Source organism: Thermosediminibacter oceani DSM 16646 (assembly GCF_000144645.1).
Lineage (GTDB): Bacteria > Bacillota > Thermosediminibacteria > Thermosediminibacterales > Thermosediminibacteraceae > Thermosediminibacter > Thermosediminibacter oceani.
Window position 1 is genome coordinate 2,057,077 of record NC_014377.1, and the last position, 18,050, is coordinate 2,075,126.

At 46.1% G+C, this 18,050-nt stretch carries 20 protein-coding genes and 1 pseudogene; 3 read left to right on the forward strand and 18 right to left on the reverse strand.

Features of this window, described 5'->3' with window-relative positions:
• Positions 1 to 2: 2 nt before the first annotated feature.
• The 10 genes from TOCE_RS10270 to TOCE_RS10315 form a co-directional block, all read right to left on the reverse strand.
• The gene (locus tag TOCE_RS10270; RefSeq protein WP_013276777.1) at positions 3 to 605 is read right to left on the reverse strand and encodes a V-type ATP synthase subunit E; all 603 of its coding nucleotides are present in this window, start codon (positions 603 to 605) and stop codon (positions 3 to 5) included.
• Positions 606 to 617: 12 nt separating this feature from the next.
• Positions 618 to 1,100, reverse strand: a complete 483-nt coding sequence (locus TOCE_RS10275) for a V-type ATP synthase subunit K (protein WP_013276778.1) — start codon at positions 1,098 to 1,100, stop codon at positions 618 to 620.
• Positions 1,101 to 1,151: 51 nt separating this feature from the next.
• Positions 1,152 to 3,083, reverse strand: a complete 1,932-nt coding sequence (locus TOCE_RS10280) for a V-type ATP synthase subunit I (RefSeq protein ID WP_013276779.1) — start codon at positions 3,081 to 3,083, stop codon at positions 1,152 to 1,154.
• Complete coding sequence (locus tag TOCE_RS10285; protein ID WP_013276780.1) at positions 3,070 to 3,393, reverse strand: V-type ATPase subunit subunit G family protein; 324 nt, start codon at positions 3,391 to 3,393, stop codon at positions 3,070 to 3,072. The genes TOCE_RS10280 and TOCE_RS10285 overlap by 14 nt, the downstream gene beginning before the upstream one ends.
• 27 nt (positions 3,394 to 3,420) lie before the next feature.
• Positions 3,421 to 3,639 (reverse strand): AtpZ/AtpI family protein, encoded by a 219-nt coding sequence (locus tag TOCE_RS10290; RefSeq protein ID WP_041424250.1) that lies wholly within the window; start codon positions 3,637 to 3,639, stop codon positions 3,421 to 3,423.
• A 255-nt stretch (positions 3,640 to 3,894) separates the two neighbouring features.
• Positions 3,895 to 5,004 carry an anti-sigma factor domain-containing protein gene (locus TOCE_RS10295; protein WP_013276781.1) on the reverse strand — a complete coding sequence of 370 codons (1,110 nt, stop codon included), beginning with the start codon at positions 5,002 to 5,004 and terminating at the stop codon, positions 3,895 to 3,897.
• A 4-nt stretch (positions 5,005 to 5,008) separates the two neighbouring features.
• The gene (gene sigI / locus TOCE_RS10300) at positions 5,009 to 5,713 is read right to left on the reverse strand and encodes an RNA polymerase sigma factor SigI (RefSeq protein ID WP_013276782.1); all 705 of its coding nucleotides are present in this window, start codon (positions 5,711 to 5,713) and stop codon (positions 5,009 to 5,011) included.
• Positions 5,714 to 5,828: 115 nt separating this feature from the next.
• A complete protein-coding gene (locus tag TOCE_RS10305) occupies positions 5,829 to 7,289 on the reverse strand; it encodes an IS1182 family transposase (RefSeq protein WP_425358462.1) in 1,461 nt (486 codons plus the stop codon).
• A gap of 143 nt (positions 7,290 to 7,432) precedes the next feature.
• Positions 7,433 to 8,662 (reverse strand): uracil-xanthine permease family protein, encoded by a 1,230-nt coding sequence (locus tag TOCE_RS10310; RefSeq protein WP_013276783.1) that lies wholly within the window; start codon positions 8,660 to 8,662, stop codon positions 7,433 to 7,435.
• Between the two features lie 602 nt (positions 8,663 to 9,264).
• Positions 9,265 to 9,471, reverse strand: a complete 207-nt coding sequence (locus TOCE_RS10315) for a hypothetical protein (RefSeq protein WP_041423940.1) — start codon at positions 9,469 to 9,471, stop codon at positions 9,265 to 9,267.
• A 33-nt stretch (positions 9,472 to 9,504) separates the two neighbouring features.
• Here TOCE_RS10315 and TOCE_RS10320 point away from each other — a divergent pair, with 33 nt between their 5' ends.
• On the forward strand, positions 9,505 to 9,735 hold the full coding sequence (locus tag TOCE_RS10320; protein ID WP_049817923.1) for an RNA polymerase sigma factor: 231 nt from the start codon (positions 9,505 to 9,507) through the stop codon (positions 9,733 to 9,735).
• Positions 9,722 to 9,976, forward strand: a complete 255-nt coding sequence (locus TOCE_RS10325) for a hypothetical protein (RefSeq protein WP_013276784.1) — start codon at positions 9,722 to 9,724, stop codon at positions 9,974 to 9,976. The genes TOCE_RS10320 and TOCE_RS10325 overlap by 14 nt, the downstream gene beginning before the upstream one ends.
• 405 nt (positions 9,977 to 10,381) lie before the next feature.
• Here TOCE_RS10325 and TOCE_RS10330 read toward each other — a convergent pair whose 3' ends face one another.
• From TOCE_RS10330 to istA, 5 genes are all read right to left on the reverse strand, one after another.
• Complete coding sequence (locus tag TOCE_RS10330; RefSeq protein ID WP_013276785.1) at positions 10,382 to 10,831, reverse strand: hypothetical protein; 450 nt, start codon at positions 10,829 to 10,831, stop codon at positions 10,382 to 10,384.
• A 26-nt stretch (positions 10,832 to 10,857) separates the two neighbouring features.
• A complete protein-coding gene (locus TOCE_RS12980; RefSeq protein WP_223156874.1) occupies positions 10,858 to 11,040 on the reverse strand; it encodes a DUF4879 domain-containing protein in 183 nt (60 codons plus the stop codon).
• Positions 11,012 to 11,689 carry a carbon starvation CstA family protein gene (locus TOCE_RS10335; RefSeq protein WP_013276786.1) on the reverse strand — a complete coding sequence of 226 codons (678 nt, stop codon included), beginning with the start codon at positions 11,687 to 11,689 and terminating at the stop codon, positions 11,012 to 11,014. Before TOCE_RS10335 ends, TOCE_RS12980 begins: the two co-directional genes overlap by 29 nt.
• A 431-nt stretch (positions 11,690 to 12,120) precedes the next feature.
• Positions 12,121 to 12,852: an IS21-like element helper ATPase IstB gene (gene istB, locus TOCE_RS10340; protein ID WP_013275115.1), complete on the reverse strand. Its 732-nt coding sequence runs from the start codon at positions 12,850 to 12,852 to the stop codon at positions 12,121 to 12,123.
• Positions 12,846 to 14,360: an IS21 family transposase gene (istA, locus tag TOCE_RS10345; RefSeq protein WP_083768520.1), complete on the reverse strand. Its 1,515-nt coding sequence runs from the start codon at positions 14,358 to 14,360 to the stop codon at positions 12,846 to 12,848. Before istA ends, istB begins: the two co-directional genes overlap by 7 nt.
• 342 nt (positions 14,361 to 14,702) lie before the next feature.
• Between istA and TOCE_RS10350 the strand changes: the two genes are divergently transcribed.
• Positions 14,703 to 15,179 (forward strand): hypothetical protein, encoded by a 477-nt coding sequence (locus tag TOCE_RS10350; protein ID WP_013276787.1) that lies wholly within the window; start codon positions 14,703 to 14,705, stop codon positions 15,177 to 15,179.
• A 137-nt stretch (positions 15,180 to 15,316) separates the two neighbouring features.
• Here TOCE_RS10350 and wecB read toward each other — a convergent pair whose 3' ends face one another.
• From wecB to TOCE_RS10365, 3 genes and pseudogenes are all read right to left on the reverse strand, one after another.
• Positions 15,317 to 16,474 carry a non-hydrolyzing UDP-N-acetylglucosamine 2-epimerase gene (gene wecB, locus TOCE_RS10355; protein ID WP_013276788.1) on the reverse strand — a complete coding sequence of 386 codons (1,158 nt, stop codon included), beginning with the start codon at positions 16,472 to 16,474 and terminating at the stop codon, positions 15,317 to 15,319.
• 26 nt (positions 16,475 to 16,500) lie between these two features.
• A pseudogene (locus tag TOCE_RS10360) lies at positions 16,501 to 17,532 on the reverse strand (glycosyltransferase family 4 protein).
• A gap of 63 nt (positions 17,533 to 17,595) precedes the next feature.
• A complete protein-coding gene (locus TOCE_RS10365) occupies positions 17,596 to 18,042 on the reverse strand; it encodes a deoxycytidylate deaminase (protein ID WP_041423941.1) in 447 nt (148 codons plus the stop codon).
• Between the last annotated feature and the right edge of the window lie 8 nt (positions 18,043 to 18,050).

Genomic DNA, 18,050 nt, shown 5'->3' on the forward strand with positions numbered 1-18,050 from the left:
CATCACTCCTCAAAAAGTATTCGGGCCACTTCGGTCTCCAGCTCTTCCCTCTGGATCTTGAGCAGGTAATCGAAGGTGCAATTGATCTCCACCGTCGCCGATTTTAATATAAATCCGCCTTTTATAGGTCTTTTCTCTCCCGAAAGCCTGATATTGCCTGCTTTGCCCTGCTTTTTCAGGGCGTTGTTAACCTTTTCTAGCAGCTCCGGAGTTATCCTCTTCTTATCAGCCTCGGAGACTACGATCTCCTCATTGCCGTCAATGGCGGAGGTCAGTATAAGGCGGTAGACCAGGTCTTGGTACCTTTCGGCATCCAGATTCAAAAGCTTATCTTCTGCCCCGGCAAAGGCCTGGTCTATCAGGGCCTGTTTGGCTTCCAGATACCGCTTTCTCTCTTCCAATTCGGCCATGGACAGGATTTTCCTCTTTTCCTCCCCGGCCGCCTTTCTGGCCCTCCCCTCGGTATGGGCTTCCAGTTCTGCGGCTTTTTTCTTGGCCTTTTCCAGGATTTCGGCCGCTTCCTTTTTCGCATTTTCAATTATTCGGTTTTTTCCCTCTGCGGCTTCCTCCAGGATCTTTTCTTTTATCTTTGCAATGCCCTGCATTATAAGCACTCCTTAAGCCAGCTTTATGCCGAATAACATCAGTATCGAAGCGAGCAGTGCCAACACCGCATAGGTTTCCACCATGGCGGCATAGGTTATAGCTTTGGCCAGTTCTTCGGGCCTCTTGACTATTATCCCTACACCGGCGGCCGCAGCCCTGCCCTGGGAGATTGCAGAAAGTAGTCCTACTACTGCTATGGGAAGACATGCCGCTAAAACCAAAAGTCCCTGATGGGTGGTAAGAGGTAGCAGATTTCCTCCCAAGATTCCTATCCTCTGCATCACCACGAACCCGGTGAGTAGGCCGTATATACCCTGGGTTCCGGGCAGTGCCTGCAGTATCAGGGTCTGGCTGAATTTGCCTGGATCCTCGCTGACTGCTCCGGCAGCAGCCTCACCGACCAGACCGACTCCTTTAGCTGAACCTACTCCCGGCATGAAAACCGCCGTGGCAGCTCCTAAGAGTGCAAGAACCTGTCCGAGTGTGATTTCCATTTTTAAACTCCTCCTTTAAAAAATTAAATTATTAAAATAAAATCAATTATTTCAAGCGTCTTCCAGATCCACATACTTCGTCTCCATCCTCAGGGGGTCAAAGGGTCTGCCCCCGCCGTCGTAAAACTTGCCGAAGAATTCTATATACTGCAGACGGCTGTCGTGGACGTAAGCGCCCAGGACGTTTACCGCAATGTTGAATATGTGCCCCCCTACCATCACCAGTACCATAGCGATATAACCGAATATATTTACTCCGAGCATTCTCGCCATGGTATTGATGACCGTGGCTATAACGCCCGTCGCCAGGCCCAGCGCCAGCAGTCGGGAATAGGAGAGCACGTCGCTTAGGTAACCGGTCACGTTATAGAGGCTCAAAAGCCCCGAAGTGAACTTTTTTACGATGCTCTTTTCAGACCTGCCCTGCGTAAGCACTAGACCCACGGCGCCGACGAGAGCTACGTATTTTGCCGTCCCGGCCAAACCGGGAAACGCCATCATAATGAGCCCCGTTAGCAGCACCAGCCACAGCCCCTGGTCCATGAGGGCGTCAGCAATATTTCCGCTTCTTATATTTTTACAAGCGCTTAGAATTATCCCGACATATATCTGTATGATGCCCAGGGCAAAGCTTAAAAACAGCACCGTCATGGGATCATCTAAGGGATTCATCCAGAGGGGTTTTATTTTTATAAGGTCACCGAACCAGCTGCCGAACAAAATCCCCCAGATAAAAGTCGATATCCCGCCCAGGAACAGCAGCCCAGCCAGTTTCTTGCCCATTCCTTTCAGTTTGAGTTTCCAGAGGGCAAGGCCTGTCATCAGCGACAGCACCAGTCCGTAAGCCGCATCGCTGACCATCATGCCGAAAAATACGAAGTAAAAGAGTGCCATGAATGCATTCGGGTCTATTTCTCTGGGGTTGGGAAGGCTGTAAAGCTCGGTCACAAGCTCGAAAGGCTGCAATATCCTCGGGTTGGACAGGACCACCGGAATGTCGTCTTCTTCCGACGGTTCGGCTAAAACTATATGGACGGCGTCGGTGACTGAGGTGACCGCCTTTTTTACGGTTTCCACCGAAGGCTCGGGAACCCAGGCTTTCATAAGGAAGACTTTTTCGGTACCCACCATCTTCAGAAAGTTCTCCTTTTTCTGTTTTCCCAGGAACCAGTAATCGTAGAGGGTTTCAAAGTCCAGGAGCCGGTCCGCCAGAGCGGAAATCTCCGTCTTTATTTTCTGCCTTTCAGCTTCGATGGCTTTTAACCTCTCCTGAAGCTGTTCGACTATCCGTGCCGGAGTCCCCGTAAACCCCGAAAATTCTTCTATATTTACTGAAAATTCCTTAAACAATTCCTGTATTTCGGATTTAGCCGAATGGTGATAGACCATTAATAAAAGGCTGTCTTCCCGGCCTTCTCCCACCGGGATTATTTCCGCGGGAAGGTCTTTTTCAGCTGCTTTATCCCTGAAAGACATGAGGTTTTTCTTGGGGACCGCTAGAGCCCTTACTTCCACCTTGCCGGTGGAACCCAGTTCCTCTACGGGGACGTCGAGCCGCTCCCAGGGTTTCATTGATTCAATCTGATTTTTTATTCTGGATTCTTCCGTCTTAAGCCTGGAAAGCTTCTGATCAAGGTCGGAAAGCGAATCTACGAGCGTTAAAATCTCGCTCTCTCTCTTCAGGAGGCCCTCCAGCTTTTTCACATCGACCCTTGGCCTGCCGTGGATAAGAGGGTTTGGCTCCCGGCCGTAAGGCTTCAGGAAATCGATGGCGAATTTCAGCCTGCCGAGCTTCAGTTCGAGCTTCGATAGCTCTTTACCTACTTGCTCCGGGAGCTTTTCGTTGGTGGCATTAATGTCTATATTTTCCCCTTTCAAATCTATGATTTCGGCCGCTCCCAGTTTCTGCAAGGCGCTCAGTATCTGATCCCGCTCTTTGTGCAGGCCAAAGAGGTACATTTTTTTCATCTTAACAATTGCCATAGGAAGTCACTATCCTCTCCAAAATTAAGTCTACAGCTTTTTGAATGCGGCCTTCCGCCTTTCCCCGAAGTTTTTTAATTTTGTCTTCATACTGCTCCCTCAAAACCAGAGCTTCTTTTTGCGCCTCTTTTTTTGCAGCTTCTATAATATTTTTAGAGGTCTCTTCGCCCTTTTTGCGGGCCTTTGAAATCAGTTCCTCGGCTTCGCGGTTGGCTTCAGCGAGTATCAACTTTGCTTCCCTCTCAGCTTCTTCCACCATTGCTCTGGCCCTGTTCTCCGCATCTTTGATATCATTCAGGATTTCCTTCAACCGTCCTCCACCTCCCCTAAAAAATATTTATTTCTTTTTTTTGAATTCAATGCTTACCAACCGGTATACACCTGCTACCCCTGAAAGTAATCCAAGTATTACCCCCAATATCAAAAAAGCGCTACCGGTTGAAAACCTTCTGTCCAGATAGGCTCCAGTATAAACACCGCCCATTATAGGCAGTGCTATATTCAATCCTATTTGTGTTAAAAGTACAGCATATTGTAATATTTTGATGTCTTTCATATAGGTCATTATACTATATTAATTCATAAAATTCAAACCACATATTCGCTGTTTATTTTTCAATTTCTCACATTTCCTCCGTCTATCTCTCGGTTATGCCTTTTGTGAATTATATCACATAAAATCATGCCAGTCTACCATCTCTATAATAACTCACCATACGTTATATTAACGGCCCTTTGATTAATGCCTATTGTAACCGGCATCCTTTATCCAGGCGGGCAAAAAAGAACCCGCCTGTTAAGCGGGTTGAACTCAGCGTCCTCGGCCAGGCCGGGGCCTCCGGTATCTTCCGGCTGACCTGTCTTTTTTATCATTATCGTCGTTTTTGCGGTGGCCGGCGGGGACATATTTTTTACCTTCCTTTTCCTGCGAATCCGGAATCCTAAACTGGAGTTTGCTGAAGAGTTTCTCCCGCTCTTTCCCGCCCCTCGCTGATAAACTCACGATCCTCCTGTTGTCGAAATGGTCACTGTCCCTTTCGTCCCGGACTAAACCTGACGGATTGCCCCGGAACTCGCTCCAGTCTCCTTTTTTGATTTCCCCGCGCACCCTGTCTTTTACCGGCTTTTCTTGTTCTTTCGAATCGTTTCCCCTTTCTTCTATCAAATCCTCACCGGTTTTTGCTTTAAGTTCATCAAGCATCTCTCTGACGCGCATCTTTTTTATGCGTTCAACGTCCAGCGCCGGATCCGCTTTCTTTAGCTTTTCAAAAAGCAGAAGCTTGCCCTGGGATATCCCCATTTTCTTGGCTTCCTGGTGTTTTTCTATGGATGCTTCCTGAACAAGTACTTTTACTTCTCGCGAGTCATTTTGCTGAATGGAAATACCAGTGTTTCCCTTCAGTTCCTTCCGTGCCGTCTCCTCTAACTTTTTTTCGAGTTCCGGCATCTTTTTGTCGTGCACGTTTGATACGGTGAACATCACGACCGAATCCGGCCCGAGGAGGTTCTGTTCTTTAGCCCGGTAAAGCAGCATCCTGACGACCTTCTCCGGAGGCTTGGCTCTGAACGAAGTCCGGTCTCCCACAAGGCGGGCACCGTCGTCATTAAGGCCTTCGACATCTATCACGCGGTTGAACCGGTTCAGGGACATCTCCACACTGGGGTTCACGTCCATTGTCACATAGGTCACCGGGTGGAAAAACGCGGCAAATCCGTATCCCGCCGTAACCGCTAAAATTACAAATACTGCGGCCAGGGACGCTATTTTCCAGAATACGGGGCGGTTTGCGGCGGTCTCGGGGAAATCTACTTCATCGCCGATCTGCCGGCCTTTATACGCATTGTATATTCTTTTAAAATCGCCCCTTGGAGTTACGACTATGATGTGTTCTCCCTCGATGTCGACAATTACACCCTTCACCTTTTTACCCCCACTTGATGTACTCTTTTATGTATCTGTAATCCCCCGATAAAATAATCACCGCTGCTATTATATAATTTCGCCCTCGCTCGATCTTCTTTCGGGGTATTTTAGTCGCTTTTACAATTTTATCTACCGGCAGGTATTTTTTCTGTTTTATCGTATCCAGTATTTCCGGTGACGACATTATGAAGTCGATTACCTGAAGATAAATCCGGCGGGTGCCTTCCTGTTTGGGGGAACTTTTGGCCACATCGGAAAAGGTTAGCCCCCATTTTTCCAGTTCCTTCTTTATTTCGAGGATTTCCAGCCTTCTTTGTTCGCTTATCTCTTCTTCCCTGTGTTTTTTTATAGATTCCTCAATGCTGATGTCCAGCTCGTATTCCTCATCCTCCTGATTCTGTACGATGTACATTACCGTTTCCCTGTTTTTCCGTTCCCGCCGGTAGTAATCGACAAGCCGGCTTCTTATCACGTTTCTGGCAAAGGCGAGAAAATTACCTTTTTTTATGTCGTATCTCTGAACGGCTTCGTCGAAGGCGATCATGGCTACGCTCAGCTCGTCGTCTATTCCGTATTCAACCCGGCGGCCCAGGTACTTTTCTACAACCGAAGCAATGAAAGGCCTGTACTCCTCAATTAACCGGTTTACTTCATCCTTGTTACTCTTTATCATCATGACCCTTTCGTTTATAGAAGGATGCGACATGGCGACCTCCAGATACCATAATGAACCATTTTCATTATAGCACAAAGTTATAGGGTAAAGGCAAATAAAAAAAGCGGGGAATAATCCCCGCCTCAGCTTGTAGACAAAGCCGCTTTTAGGATGCATAACCTAAAAGCGGCTTTTTGTTGAAGGCGAAGAAAATTTTTAAGAAAAACGAATGTAAAGCGGGGACTGTTGGCGGAAACGTTCCCCGTCTTTTCTTCCATAAAGCCAGCTTTTTTAAATTCATGCATGCGAAAAGAAGCGTGAGGTAATGTCCAACTTTCCTCAAGCCTCGTAGATTTGTATAGCGCATGCCATGCTTTTCCTTCGCATCGGCAAATACCCGCTCGATGGTCTGGCCGCGCATTTTGTATAGTTCTTTACCCCATTGGGTGTGTCTTATATCTTCCGCTATTTCTATGTAATGCTCCCATATATGCCGAGTTATGATTTTTGTGTAATTTTTACTTTTGGTGCACTGTAGGCGCATGGGACATTTACAGCATATTTGGGGGTTGCTCCTATATTCCCGGTATCCCGCCCGGTTGGTGGTGCTGTATTCTAATATTTGGTTGTTGGGGCATATGTAACAATCATAATATTCGTCATAGACGTATTCGCGTTTTTTAAAGTAGCCATCTTTGGTCATCGGCCTCTTGTAGGGCATAACGGGAAGCGCTCCTGCCTCAATGATTTCTCTGCATATCCCGGGGGTTTTGTAGCCTGCATCAACCACTACCGCCTCTATTTTAGAAAATTTATCGTTTACTTCTTGAAATAAATCGGAGAATACCTGGCTGTCATGAACATTTCCAGGTGCTATTTTGACACCAAGGACAAAGTTGTTCCGGTCACAGGCTACAGAAGCTGTGTAGGCAAAGCAGCGCTCTTTTTCCCCTTTTTGAAACATCCCACTTTCAGGATCTGTGGTGCTTACCCTGACTTTTTTAGAGCTATTTTCTCCTTTGTTGTTATCGTCATCATCATCTTCTTCTTCAAAGGGCTTTTTACCGTTTGCTTCCCGTTCGGCGTTGATTTCTTTTAAAAGTTCTTCCTTATATTTTTGAGTCCGTTGCTTAGCGACTTTCTCGATATATTTATTCTTATTGGCACTGGCTTTTATGTGAGTAGCATCGATAAATACTGCATCTGTTTTAACAAACCCGCATTCTATTGCTTCCATCAACACCCGCTCGAATATCTTTTCAAATAGATCACTTTCCTTAAACCGCCGTTCATAGTTTTTTCCAAAAGTTGAAAAGTGAGGTATTTTTTCTTGTAATCCATAGCCTAAAAACCAACGGTAAGCTACATTGACTTCTACTTCTCTGATGGTTTGGCGCATGGAGCGGATTCCATACAATGCTTGGAGCATGAGTAGCTTAATTAACACTACCGGGTCAATACTAGGTCTTCCTGTATTTTCGCTATATAGGTCTTTTACTTCATCATAAATGAAATTAAAGTCGATGCTTTCTTCTACTGCCCTAAGGAGATGGTCTTGAGGTACTAAGCTATCGATGCTTACTAATTCTACCTGCTCTATTATTTCTCGATTTTTCTTCGTTAACATTTCATCGCCCCACAATATTTTTGTATCTTCTTTAATTTTACTAAAAAGCTGATGATTTTTGTACTAGCTTTTGCAAAAAAAGACTGTCGACAGTTACTTTGTCGACAGTCTGAAGCGGGGAATAATCCCCGCCTCTATAAATCTTACTCCTCCGGCAGTACCTGGTTCAAGATTACACCAAGTATGGCGGCCAGACCCATGCCTCCTATCTGAATCCCGCCCCAGAGGTTTATTACGGCGCCGCCTATACCCACAACCAGAATTACGCTGGATATTATGAGGTTCCTTGTCTTTTTGAAATCCACAGCGTTCTCGACAACGGTCCTAACGCCGATGCTGGCTATCATGCCGAACAGGATTATGGAGATACCGCCTATAACCGGCTCCGGCACGGTCCTTATGAGAGCGGTGAGCTTCTGGAAGCAGGAAAGTAGTATGGCCATCACCGCCGCAACCCTCATCACTTCAGGTTTCCATACCCCGGTCAGCGCCAGAACACCGGTGTTTTCGGAATATGTGGTGTTTGCCGGCCCGCCGAATAATCCCGCCAAAGATGTGGCTATGCCGTCGCCAATGAGCGTCCTGTGGAGCCCGGGGTCTTTTACGAAGTCCTTCTCCACCGTTGCTCCCACGGCGAGCACGTCGCCCACGTGTTCCACCATAGTGGCCACCGCCACCGGCGCAATAAGACCGATCGCCGCTAGGTTGAATTCGGGTTTTGTAAAGGCCGGCATGGCAAACAGCGCCGCCTCCTGTACGGGTTTCAGGTCCACGATGCCCATAATCAAACACACCGCATAACCTGCAATTAATCCCACGAGCACCGGTACCAGTTTAAAAAATCCCCTGCCGTACATGCTGACCATCATTACCGCAAGAAGCACTATCAAGGCTACCGTCCAGTTCTGAGAGGCGCTTTTAATTGCCACCGGCGCAAGGTTGAGGCCTATGACCATTATTATCGGGCCGGTCACCACCGGCGGGAGAAGGTTTTCCATAAATTCGCGCCCCAGAAAGTAAACCAGCGCCGCCATCAACACGTAAAGCAAACCGGCCACAATGATGCCGCCCTGGGCCGCCGGAACCCCCCACTGTTTTACCACCAGTGCTACCGGCGCGATGAACGCGAAGGAAGAACCAAGGAAAACCGGAACCTTTCTTTTCGTGACCAGGTGGAACCACAGGGTGCCCACCCCCGCCGTGAAAAGGGCCACTCCCACGTCAAGCCCGGTAAGCAGCGGCACCAGCACCGTGGCCCCGAACATGGTAAAAGTATGCTGGAGTCCCAGGATGAAAAGCTGAATGAGTGAAATCCTGTCTCCCTCTCTAATCGGACCCGACAGTTCTCTTGCGCCTGCAGTAAGTTCTCTCATAATTTTCCTCCTTTCAAAAATTAAGCCCCTGCTGTGAGACATAGACAGCAGAGGCTTTTTTCTTTATCAAAAAAGCCCTTCCCCGTCAGGCGGAGAAAGGCTTTCCTTCATATTTATGTCAAACCCCTTCGCCTTACTAGCCTCACAGGACCAGTTTAAAGGCTGACTATATTCACTTTCACTTCCTTTGTATATTACCATCCTCGGAGAAAGTTGTCAAGGGGAAATTAATTCCCGCCAAATCATTTTTGTCATGCAGTAAACATTCATCTCCTTAATTTTTTCACAATATCTTCTTTTGACATTGAAATTGTGACGAGATACTTATCCCCGGGCATCTCAAAGATTTTATCATTGATCGAGTATATTATCTTAGGCTTAAGGGCGTATTGTGCCGGGATTTTTTGATTCCATTAAAACAGCTACGGCCTTTGAAGAAAAAGGCGCTAAAGTCAATCCACCGCCGGGGAAATCCTTCCATTCGTCGTTTTATGCTTACAAAAAGTTCCCGTTAAATTAAAATTTTTTTAATAGGTGCAATCGAATGGAAGATTTTATCTTTTAGAGATTCTCTACCGTATGTAGTTTACAAGACGGCTTTCCTAGTCGCCCAGGACGAGAACATTACCCAGGATTCCGTTCAGAAGGCTTTTTGGGCTGCCTACAAAATTTTGAAAAAAACCAGTAGACCTTTCCCGGTTCCCCGCGCTGGTCAGCGCTATCACAACCAAAAAAGCCATAGGCCTTATACGGAAGAAAGCAAAGTATGTGCTCACGGATGAGGACTTTATGGATAAGATAGTTTCCATGATACCGCCCTGGAAGTTTCGCTCGATTCGATTATGGATGCTGAAAATAAAATAGATATGGATAAAGCTTTAAAGCAGTTGAACCCAATTTACAGGCAGATCGTGGTGTTGAAGTACTACAACGACCTTTCCGAAGGTGAAATATCGAAGTATCTCGGGGTGCCCGTGGGAACCGTCAAAAGCAGGCTTTACCGCGCCAGTCTGTTTTTAAGTAATATTATGGAAGAGCAGAATGAAGGGGTAGGATACGATGAAGAAAGATAAGGATGCTTTCGACCTTTACCTGTCCAAAAAAATAAAGGAATGCGCTGAAGACGTCCCCGTTCCGAAACATATCGAAGATGAAACCTGGCTCGGTATAGAAAAAGAACCCGAGACCAAAAAGAATAAAAAAACTACCATCGCGAAAAGAATGGTCAATGCAGCTTTTGTCCTGCTGTATTTTTCATGGGGTGTATGGCGTATTAAGGCAGCTTTTATATGGAAACGGAGAGGATATAATTAGGGTGGCCAAAAGCATGAGGTCTTAGAAGTAACTTACTCTTTTACGCCTATTTCTCGTATAGATTCAGATTAAATACCGGATTGTATGGTAACCCACATAATAATACTCAATTTTAAAAAAAGCCTGGGTCGGTCAATTTAAATCCGCTATTGACACCATCAATAAAACAAAACATCTCCCTATAAAACTGGATTTTTAATTTCGATGTATAAAATTATGTCACATGGGACTTGCCTATATAATTTCAAGCCCCTTGTGACAATTATTTGTTAATGAATATACCCGTTAATATAATTTTCTATATAGTCCATAGCTCCCTATAAAATAATCCAGCTCTAGTAGATGTGCCACAGCTTGTGAGTATACCACCAGCATTAATGTTATGGTATCTTGCCGATTTACTTCTTACTGAAGGCGTCTCAAAATATCAAGTATGCGGCGATTACTTTTATAACCAAGCATATTTCCTATCTTCAAATCCATGTTCGCCCTCGCTTCGTATTCTGCTATCCAATCCCTCTTACCGTCTGGGTTGGCTTTTGTTAAGAATATATTGGGTCTTACTTTTTGTGGGGATTTACTCGGATCAAAAATTAATACCCCCAAATCAAAAAATGAAATTTCTCCTGTATCATATAGCTTAAAGGCTATATCATGAAGTTCCTCGAAAGAAGCATTTCTAATGTCATATTCTTTAGCAAGTTCTTCCCAAATATTTGAAGAATACTCCGTTTTATACTCCGTCTTTACATTTTCCTGCGTCAAGGAATATGTTTTCGGATTATTCCGTACATTAGATTTCATATTTGCTCTGACATATGGCGTCGTTTGATAATAATTTGTGTTGACTCTCATTTTTTTCTTCACTCCTATCTTGATTGTTATTTTATATATATTGAATCGGTCATTTTATTCCATGGATAATTTGATGAGGTGTTTTCATAACTAAAATTACCTTGCTCATATCCACTGGCATCCCACCAATAAAACCAACCATCGATTATTGAGTCATTATCTACGTCGATAGCCTGTGATTTAATTGAGTCCAGAAGATAGCCGTTCATCCTCGCAAAGCGAAGATGTCCATACCCTAGTTCGACAGTAACTATTTTTCGTGTATTTCAGCAATAAGCCCATGATCACAGGTAGGATCAAATACAGAATAGAAGAAGTAGTGATTGCGCCTCCACCGACGACTTTACCGTCAGCCAATTCGATTGTGTTGACGAAGGACGAAGTTGTAATATCCGTGAAAGCGACAATAATCATTACCAGTGTAAAGAAAATGAAAAGGTTGAAAAGAATCCAGACTCGCTTAGATACATAATTTCTCATAGTATCTGCGATACCTGCCGCTTTATGACGAATCGAAGCGACCAAAGCGCCCATGTCATGCACACAGCCGATAAAAATAGTACCAAAAAGAATCCAAAGTAAGGTTGGGAACCAACCATAGGTCATACCTGCGATGACCGGACCTGTTACCGGACCTGTACCGGCGATGGCTGAGAAGTGCTGACTTGCTAAATATTTTGCATCTGTGGGAACGTAGTCAACACCGTCTTCTATTTCGACGGATGGAACCACTCTTGCATCGTCAAGTTCGAACACTTTCTCGCTGAGGAACTTTCCGTGGGTAAAATACGCTAAAACAAGAATAAGTGCACCAATACCAACAACGACAAGAATATTCTTTAGCGTATATCTGCGCAATTATTTTGATTTATAAAAATATACCTCCAACTAATATTAAAATATACCTCTAGTTTCTATTTGTCAATTCCTATTTATCATAAAATTCTATTTATCAATTCCCCACATGATTGTGTAAAAAGGAAGTTATAAAAAAAAAGAGGTTGAGCCACCCTCATCCCTCTAGTATCCACAACTTCTCTACCATTTTTCCTGCAAATCTCTTCGCGCTATGAACAATGATGCCGTTTAACTCGGTTTAAATCTTATATTTTTCGCCTAATACCATCCCTTTATCAAACATTCTTCTCTTATCTTCGATATGGCTTCCTCTTTTTCCTTCATAAAAAGAAAGACCATATAGTTCATTTAAAGAAAAAATGTTTTTTGCAAGAGGAAATTCCCCATTTTTGCAAAGGTTTTTCCCCAGGCACCGGTGGGGAATTTTTATGTTAACTTAATTGCCTCATGAGTGATTGCCTCATCCGGTAGCTTTGACCATCAAAGATCAATAGGTAACTGTGGTGTATTAGCCGGTCAATCATTGCTGCTGTCATCTGCTCATCGTAGAAAATGCTCGCCCAGCGGCTGAATTCCAGGTTAGTGGTAATTACTACACTGCGACGTTCATAGCAGTCCGAAATCACCTGAAAAAGTAGCTGCGCTCCTTCGCGGTCCAAAGGAACATAGCCCCATTCGTCGCAGATCAGAAGATCTGGTTTGGAAAGCTGTTTCAGTAACCCGGAAAGTTCACCTCCCTTCCGGGCTTCCACCAGCCGGTTTACCAGCGCTGCAGTGCGGAAAAACTTTACGTTGTAGCCTTTTTTACAGGCCTCCACACCGATGGCGGTGGCAAGATGGGTTTTGCCGGTTCCCACGTTGCCGTAAAGGATCAGGTTTTTCTTTTCTTCGAGAAATTTGCAATCTTTTAGGTCCTGCGGTGTAAGCCCCTGCGGGAGTTTGATTTCATCGAATATGTAGCCGGCAAAGGTCTTTATCGTGTAAAAGCCCGCATTTTTCAAAAGCCTGTCCTTTCGGCTTGCGTCTCTGTGCTCCAGTTCTAATCTTAGCAGCTTCAGCAGGTATTCTTCATGGCTTTGAGCCTCGATCTTGTCGCAGTTTTCCACTAGATTGCGGCTGAGTTTTAATGCTTTACAGCAGGCGGCGATTTCGTCCTTCAGCATAAATTGGCACCGCCTTTCAGAAAGGCTTTGTCATAGTCTTCTGCATTGAAGCGGAATGCAGTGAGTTCAGGAACCCCTTCCGGAATCTTTACCGGCTCCAACTGCGGGGTTATACCCGTTATCCTGTTATGGATGGCTACGAGGCTGTCTAAATCCTGCACTCCGTAAAGGAGAGCCTCGGCTACAGCGTTCACAGCCTGTTCAAAACTGCTTTTGGTACAAAGCACAGCCAAAGCCTTGAGCGCTTTGCCGCGCTCACTTTTGCTTAAGCCGTCGAGGTATTCCCGGAGTGGGTCCGGCAGCATGCTGTATATTCCCGAATACTTAAGGGCTCCCGGACAGCGGGAAAGCTGGGTAAGATATGGCAGCCAGTCCATGCTTTCTTGCTTGTTGTCCCCGTAAAGCCGCCGGTGGCGCACGATTTCCCGGTGGCTCTCATCCAGCGGTATGACCTCATGGGCTGTTATCTTTACAAGCACCCGGCTGTTGGCGTATTTGGGGGCGGTAGAGTATAGGTGCTTTCCACCGTTCAAGCTGAATTTGGCGTAGGCGTTGGTTTTGACTGTTATGTAACCGGCTACCTCGTAAGGAACGGTAGGCAGCTCAAGCAGAGCCTTACGGTCTTCATTAAAAAGTTCGGCTATGGATGCCTCCTTCCGGTAGTGTTCGCGGTGCATGTCCCGGTCGCACAATCGTAAAAGTTCGCGGTTAAAATCCTCCAGCTTTTCAAACCTGGGGACCGGGACAAGGAAGTTGCGCCGGTGGTATCCCACCTTGTTTTCCACATTACCCTTTTCATGGCCGGAAGCAGGGTTACAGAATACCGCTTCAAAACCATAGTGCTGCTTGAACCTCAGGAAGGCGTCGGTTAGTTTGCGCTCTCCATTTTTCGAGAGTTTCACGATAGTGCTGGCGTTATCAAACCATAGCTTACGGGGTACTCCCCCCAAGTGTTCAAATATGTCCTTAAGTCCCTGAAACAGGCATTCCTGGTTTTCTCCCTTGAAAAGCTGGGTATATCCTACGTTACTGTAGGGAAACGACAGGTTCAGATAAAATCCGTGATGCAGCGTCCCGTTTTCGTAAAAGTCTGCCTCACCGAAATCCACCTGCGCTTCACCCGGGATATGTTCCAGCGGCAGACGACATGAGTTGTCCTGGTACAATTCTTTTTTTCTCATGGCTACGTAGCCTGCTACGGTGCGGTAAGAACAGTTAAACTTATCTTGGTATTTTTCACAGAGCCTGTCATAAATCCTTTTGGCGGTATGCCTCTGCTTTTTGCGAGCTTTTTTATCTTCTTCAAGCCACTGATCTATATCCGCCTTGAAAGGGTCGAGTTTTGGGAAGGTATGTTTAACTTCTTCAACTTTAACCCTGGTGTTCCAGTCTTCTTGATAAATATACTTGCGTATAGTTTTTCGGTCTTTTTGGAATTCCCGGGCTATCTCGCTGATATTTTGCCCTTTCATAAAGAACGCTTTTCTGATATTATCAATATGGGTCATTGTGAGCATCCTCCAATCCTCCCTTGCAGTTAAGATTTCCCTAACTACAAGGGTAAAGGTTTTTAGGGGTGCCTGCAATGACCTTTGCAAATTTGGGGATTTTTGAGTTGCAAAAGTGGGGATTTTATTTTGCAACTCTGTCCATTTTAATTATGCAATAAACAGAAAAAAAGACCATCAAATGAGGATGGTCTCAGCTTGTAGACAAAACCGCTTTTAGGACGCACTACCTAAAAACGGTTTTTGTTGGAAGCGAAAAATGTATTTTGTGAATAGAGTTTTAATGTATAATGATAGAGAATCTACTTTTTTTAGAATATTAAGAAATGGAGTGGATTGAAAGTGGAAAATAATATTAAAGCACTGATAGCACATTTTATTCTTGTAGTGGCCTCTTTCATCCTTCTTCTGATAATTTTTTTTGTAACTGGACAGATAATTTGGAAATATATAATTCATATAGCAATTAGAGTACCTTTAGCAATAGTGCTGATGCTCTCCTATGTATATGTAGGTACGCTTTTAGATACTAAAATGGATAAAAAATACCACTTTCTTGCAGGGAGTCTTATTGCGGTTATTGGACTTGGATTATGGTTATACACCTTTTCTATAACCCGCGAAAAAGTAAATATACTACCTGAGGAATTTATAGACGAATACTGGATACCATTCTATCTTTACTACATGCCAATTCTCATGAGTTGTTTTCTTTTAGGTATACCTTTTCGGTCATTAACTTTCTTTGCGAATTTCATTCCATCTTTGCTTATAGGTATTGGTCTATCATATAAGAGGTTGAAAATGCAAAGAAAGTAAAAACAAAGATAATGGATCCCACTTGATCTTGAGGATCATCGAAGAAAAAACTGCCGACAGCTACTTTGTCGACAGTCTGAGACCATCAAATGAGGATGGTCAATAGTTATTTTCCGTGATAAACTTTAGGTCCTATATCACATTTCAGGCCTGAACTCCTCGGGCCTTTTGTCCGAAAGTCCAAAGTAGTACAGGATACTCTCCACTATCCGCCTGGAGGCGAATCCGTCTCCGTAGGGGTTCACCGCATTTGCCATGCGGGCGTATTCGTCTTCATCGCTCAGGAGTACCTCTGCTTCCCTTAGGACGTTCTCCCTCGCTGTGCCTATGACCTTCACGGTGCCCGCCTTCACCGCCTCGGGCCGCTCGGTCTCGTTTCTCAACACCAACACAGGCTTGCCTAACGAAGGCGCCTCTTCCTGCAGGCCGCCGGAGTCGGTCAAGACCATGTAGCACCTGGCCATCAGGTTATGTAGCTCGTCGGTGTCCAGGGGTGACAGAAGTATTATGCGCTCGTGATTTCCCAGGATCTCATGAGCTGTATCCCAGACTGCAGGATTCAGGTGGACCGGATATACCAGTACCACATCCGGATTCCGGTTAACCACATCCAGAAGGCCGCAGCATATATCTTTTAGGGGCTGTCCCAGGTTCTCCCTCCTGTGGGCGGTAACAAGGATGACCCGGTTTTTCTTAAAATCAAGGGTGTTCAGGACGGGCTCGTTGAAAACGTAGTCCTTTTTGACGGTGGTCTTCAGGGCGTCTATTACCGTATTCCCGGTCACGAAAATGGATTTGGGATCGACGCCTTCCCTTATCAGGTTTTCCCTGGCGGTCATCGTGGGTGCAAAGTGAAGGTCGGAAAGGGCTCCGGTGAGCTTGCGGTTCATCTCTTCCGGGAAGGGCAGCCACTTATTGTGGGTCCTCAACCCGGCTTCCACGTGTCCCACCTTTATGTGCATGTAAAAAGAGGCGAGAGCTCCTACAAAGGTGGTGGTCGTATCCCCGTGGACCAGAACCAGGTCGGGCTTCGATTTTTCCAGCACTTCCTTTAACCCGATGAGCGCCCTTTGGGTAATGTCAAACAGGGTCTGCCTGTCTTCCATTATATCCAGGTCGTAATCGGGTACTACATCAAAAAGGCTCAACACCTGGTCGAGCATCTGGCGGTGTTGAGCTGTCACTGCCACTTCGCAGTCTATTAAATTGGTTTTCTTGAGCTCCTGCACCAGAGGGGCCATTTTAACAGCCTCGGGTCTGGTGCCGAAGACGGTTAAAGCCTTTATCTTCTTCAAAGGTCCATACCCCTTTATTCAGTGTTCTATAGCTGCTGGGATTTTTTATTCTGGGAAGCCGCCATCTGGCGACCTACCATCACAAAGGCCGGAAGTAAGGCAAAAAGCGTCAGCAAAGCCTGTTTTACCCCGACCCATATGAGGATCACCGCGCAAAGCCCGAGAGCAAGGCTCATTAAATACATGTAAACTACCGCCTGCCTCTGGGAAAAGCCTACATCTAAGAGCCTGTGGTGGATGTGGCCCCTGTCGGCCTGCATTATGGGCTTTCCTTTGAGGAACCTCCTCACTATTGCAAAGGCTGTATCGAAAATGGGCAGCCCCAGGGCCAAGATAGGGACTACTAACGCGATGGTTGTGGCGCTCTTTACGGCTCCGTCAACAGCGACGGCGGCTAAAACGAAACCCAGGAACATAGCTCCGGTATCGCCCATGAAAATCTTGGCCGGGTTGAAATTATAGGGCAGGAATCCCAGAGCAGCACCGGCCAGTAGGGCTGTCACCAGGGTTGCGTTAACCTGTCCGAGGCTTATATTCACTAGCATCATGGTCACCGACGCTATGGCTGCAATACCAGCCGCCAAACCGTCGAGACCGTCGATGAAATTCAATGTATTGGTTATGCCTACCACCCAAAAGAGGGTAACGGGTATGCTCCACTTACCCAGATAAAACATGCCCCCGAGGGGGTTTGTGACCCACTCTACCTTCAATCCGAAAAGTACCAGGATAAAGGCCGCAGCAGTCTAAAAGAGAAGCTTTACCTTCGCGGGGAGCCCGTAAATATCGTCCAGAACGCCAACCGCTGCTATGAAAGCTCCTCCCACCAGTATGCCGCGGATTGAGCTGTACTCGAGGGGCAGCGTGATGAGGCCTACTGCCGTGAAGGCTATGAAGATGGCCAGCCCGCCGAGCCGCGGCATGGGCTTTTTATGAATCCGGCGGGCATCCTTTGGGACGTCGACGGCTCCCACCTTCCACGCGAGTTTCATTACCTTCGGCGTGGCAAGGTAAGCAACTGCCATCGCCATAAAAAAGGCGTATATGTATAATGGCACTTTAATCGCCCCTTTGCTTTCTTACTTTCGTCTTTTTAATTTTATTCTACAAGAGCTCACTTGTCAATTCTGCGTATACCGGCATATTTCCACTCCAGCTTCGGAGAGCAGCTCTAGAGCCAGATTATCGGGATATTCTCCTTTAAATACTATTCTCCTGATGCCGGCGTTTATGAGCATTTTTGCGCAAAGGGCACAGGGCTGGTGGGTCACGTAAATGGTGGCTCCCTTTATGCTCGTTCCCCAGATTGCCGCCTGGATTATGGCATTCTGTTCGGCGTGAAGGCCGCGGCAGAGCTCATGCCTCTCTCCCGGAGGAATCCTCAATTTTTCCCTGAGGCACCCCACGTCCCCGCAGTGTGAAAGGCCCGTCGGTGCTCCGTTGTATCCTGTGGTCAGTATGCGCTTTTCCAGCACCACCACGGCCCCGACACTGCGGCGAAGGCAGGTGGACCTTTTGGCCACCACCCCGGCAATTTCCATAAAATAGTCATCCCAGGACGGTCTCATAATCTCCC

Excerpts from the sequence above, each read along its gene's own strand:
- TOCE_RS10305 (WP_425358462.1), bottom strand. The coding sequence starts at position 7,289 with ATGTTAACGAAGAAAAATCGAGAAATAATAGAGCAGGTAGAATTAGTA.
- TOCE_RS12980 (WP_223156874.1), bottom strand. The coding sequence starts at position 11,040 with ATGAACGGCTATCTTCTGGACTCAATTAAATCACAGGCTATCGACGTA.
- TOCE_RS10365 (WP_041423941.1), bottom strand. The coding sequence starts at position 18,042 with ATGAGACCGTCCTGGGATGACTATTTTATGGAAATTGCCGGGGTGGTG.
- TOCE_RS10315 (WP_041423940.1), bottom strand. The coding sequence starts at position 9,471 with ATGGAAACTATCTTATCCATAAAGTCCTCATCCGTGAGCACATACTTT.
- TOCE_RS10275 (WP_013276778.1), bottom strand. The coding sequence starts at position 1,100 with ATGGAAATCACACTCGGACAGGTTCTTGCACTCTTAGGAGCTGCCACG.
- TOCE_RS10320 (WP_049817923.1), top strand. The coding sequence starts at position 9,505 with ATGGATGCTGAAAATAAAATAGATATGGATAAAGCTTTAAAGCAGTTG.
- TOCE_RS10280 (WP_013276779.1), bottom strand. The coding sequence starts at position 3,083 with ATGGCAATTGTTAAGATGAAAAAAATGTACCTCTTTGGCCTGCACAAA.
- TOCE_RS10310 (WP_013276783.1), bottom strand. The coding sequence starts at position 8,662 with ATGAGAGAACTTACTGCAGGCGCAAGAGAACTGTCGGGTCCGATTAGA.
- TOCE_RS10325 (WP_013276784.1), top strand. The coding sequence starts at position 9,722 with ATGAAGAAAGATAAGGATGCTTTCGACCTTTACCTGTCCAAAAAAATA.
- TOCE_RS10290 (WP_041424250.1), bottom strand. The coding sequence starts at position 3,639 with ATGAAAGACATCAAAATATTACAATATGCTGTACTTTTAACACAAATA.
- sigI (WP_013276782.1), bottom strand. The coding sequence starts at position 5,713 with ATGTCGCATCCTTCTATAAACGAAAGGGTCATGATGATAAAGAGTAAC.
- TOCE_RS10270 (WP_013276777.1), bottom strand. The coding sequence starts at position 605 with ATGCAGGGCATTGCAAAGATAAAAGAAAAGATCCTGGAGGAAGCCGCA.
- TOCE_RS10330 (WP_013276785.1), bottom strand. The coding sequence starts at position 10,831 with ATGAGAGTCAACACAAATTATTATCAAACGACGCCATATGTCAGAGCA.
- istB (WP_013275115.1), bottom strand. The coding sequence starts at position 12,852 with ATGCTGAAGGACGAAATCGCCGCCTGCTGTAAAGCATTAAAACTCAGC.
- istA (WP_083768520.1), bottom strand. The coding sequence starts at position 14,360 with ATGACCCATATTGATAATATCAGAAAAGCGTTCTTTATGAAAGGGCAA.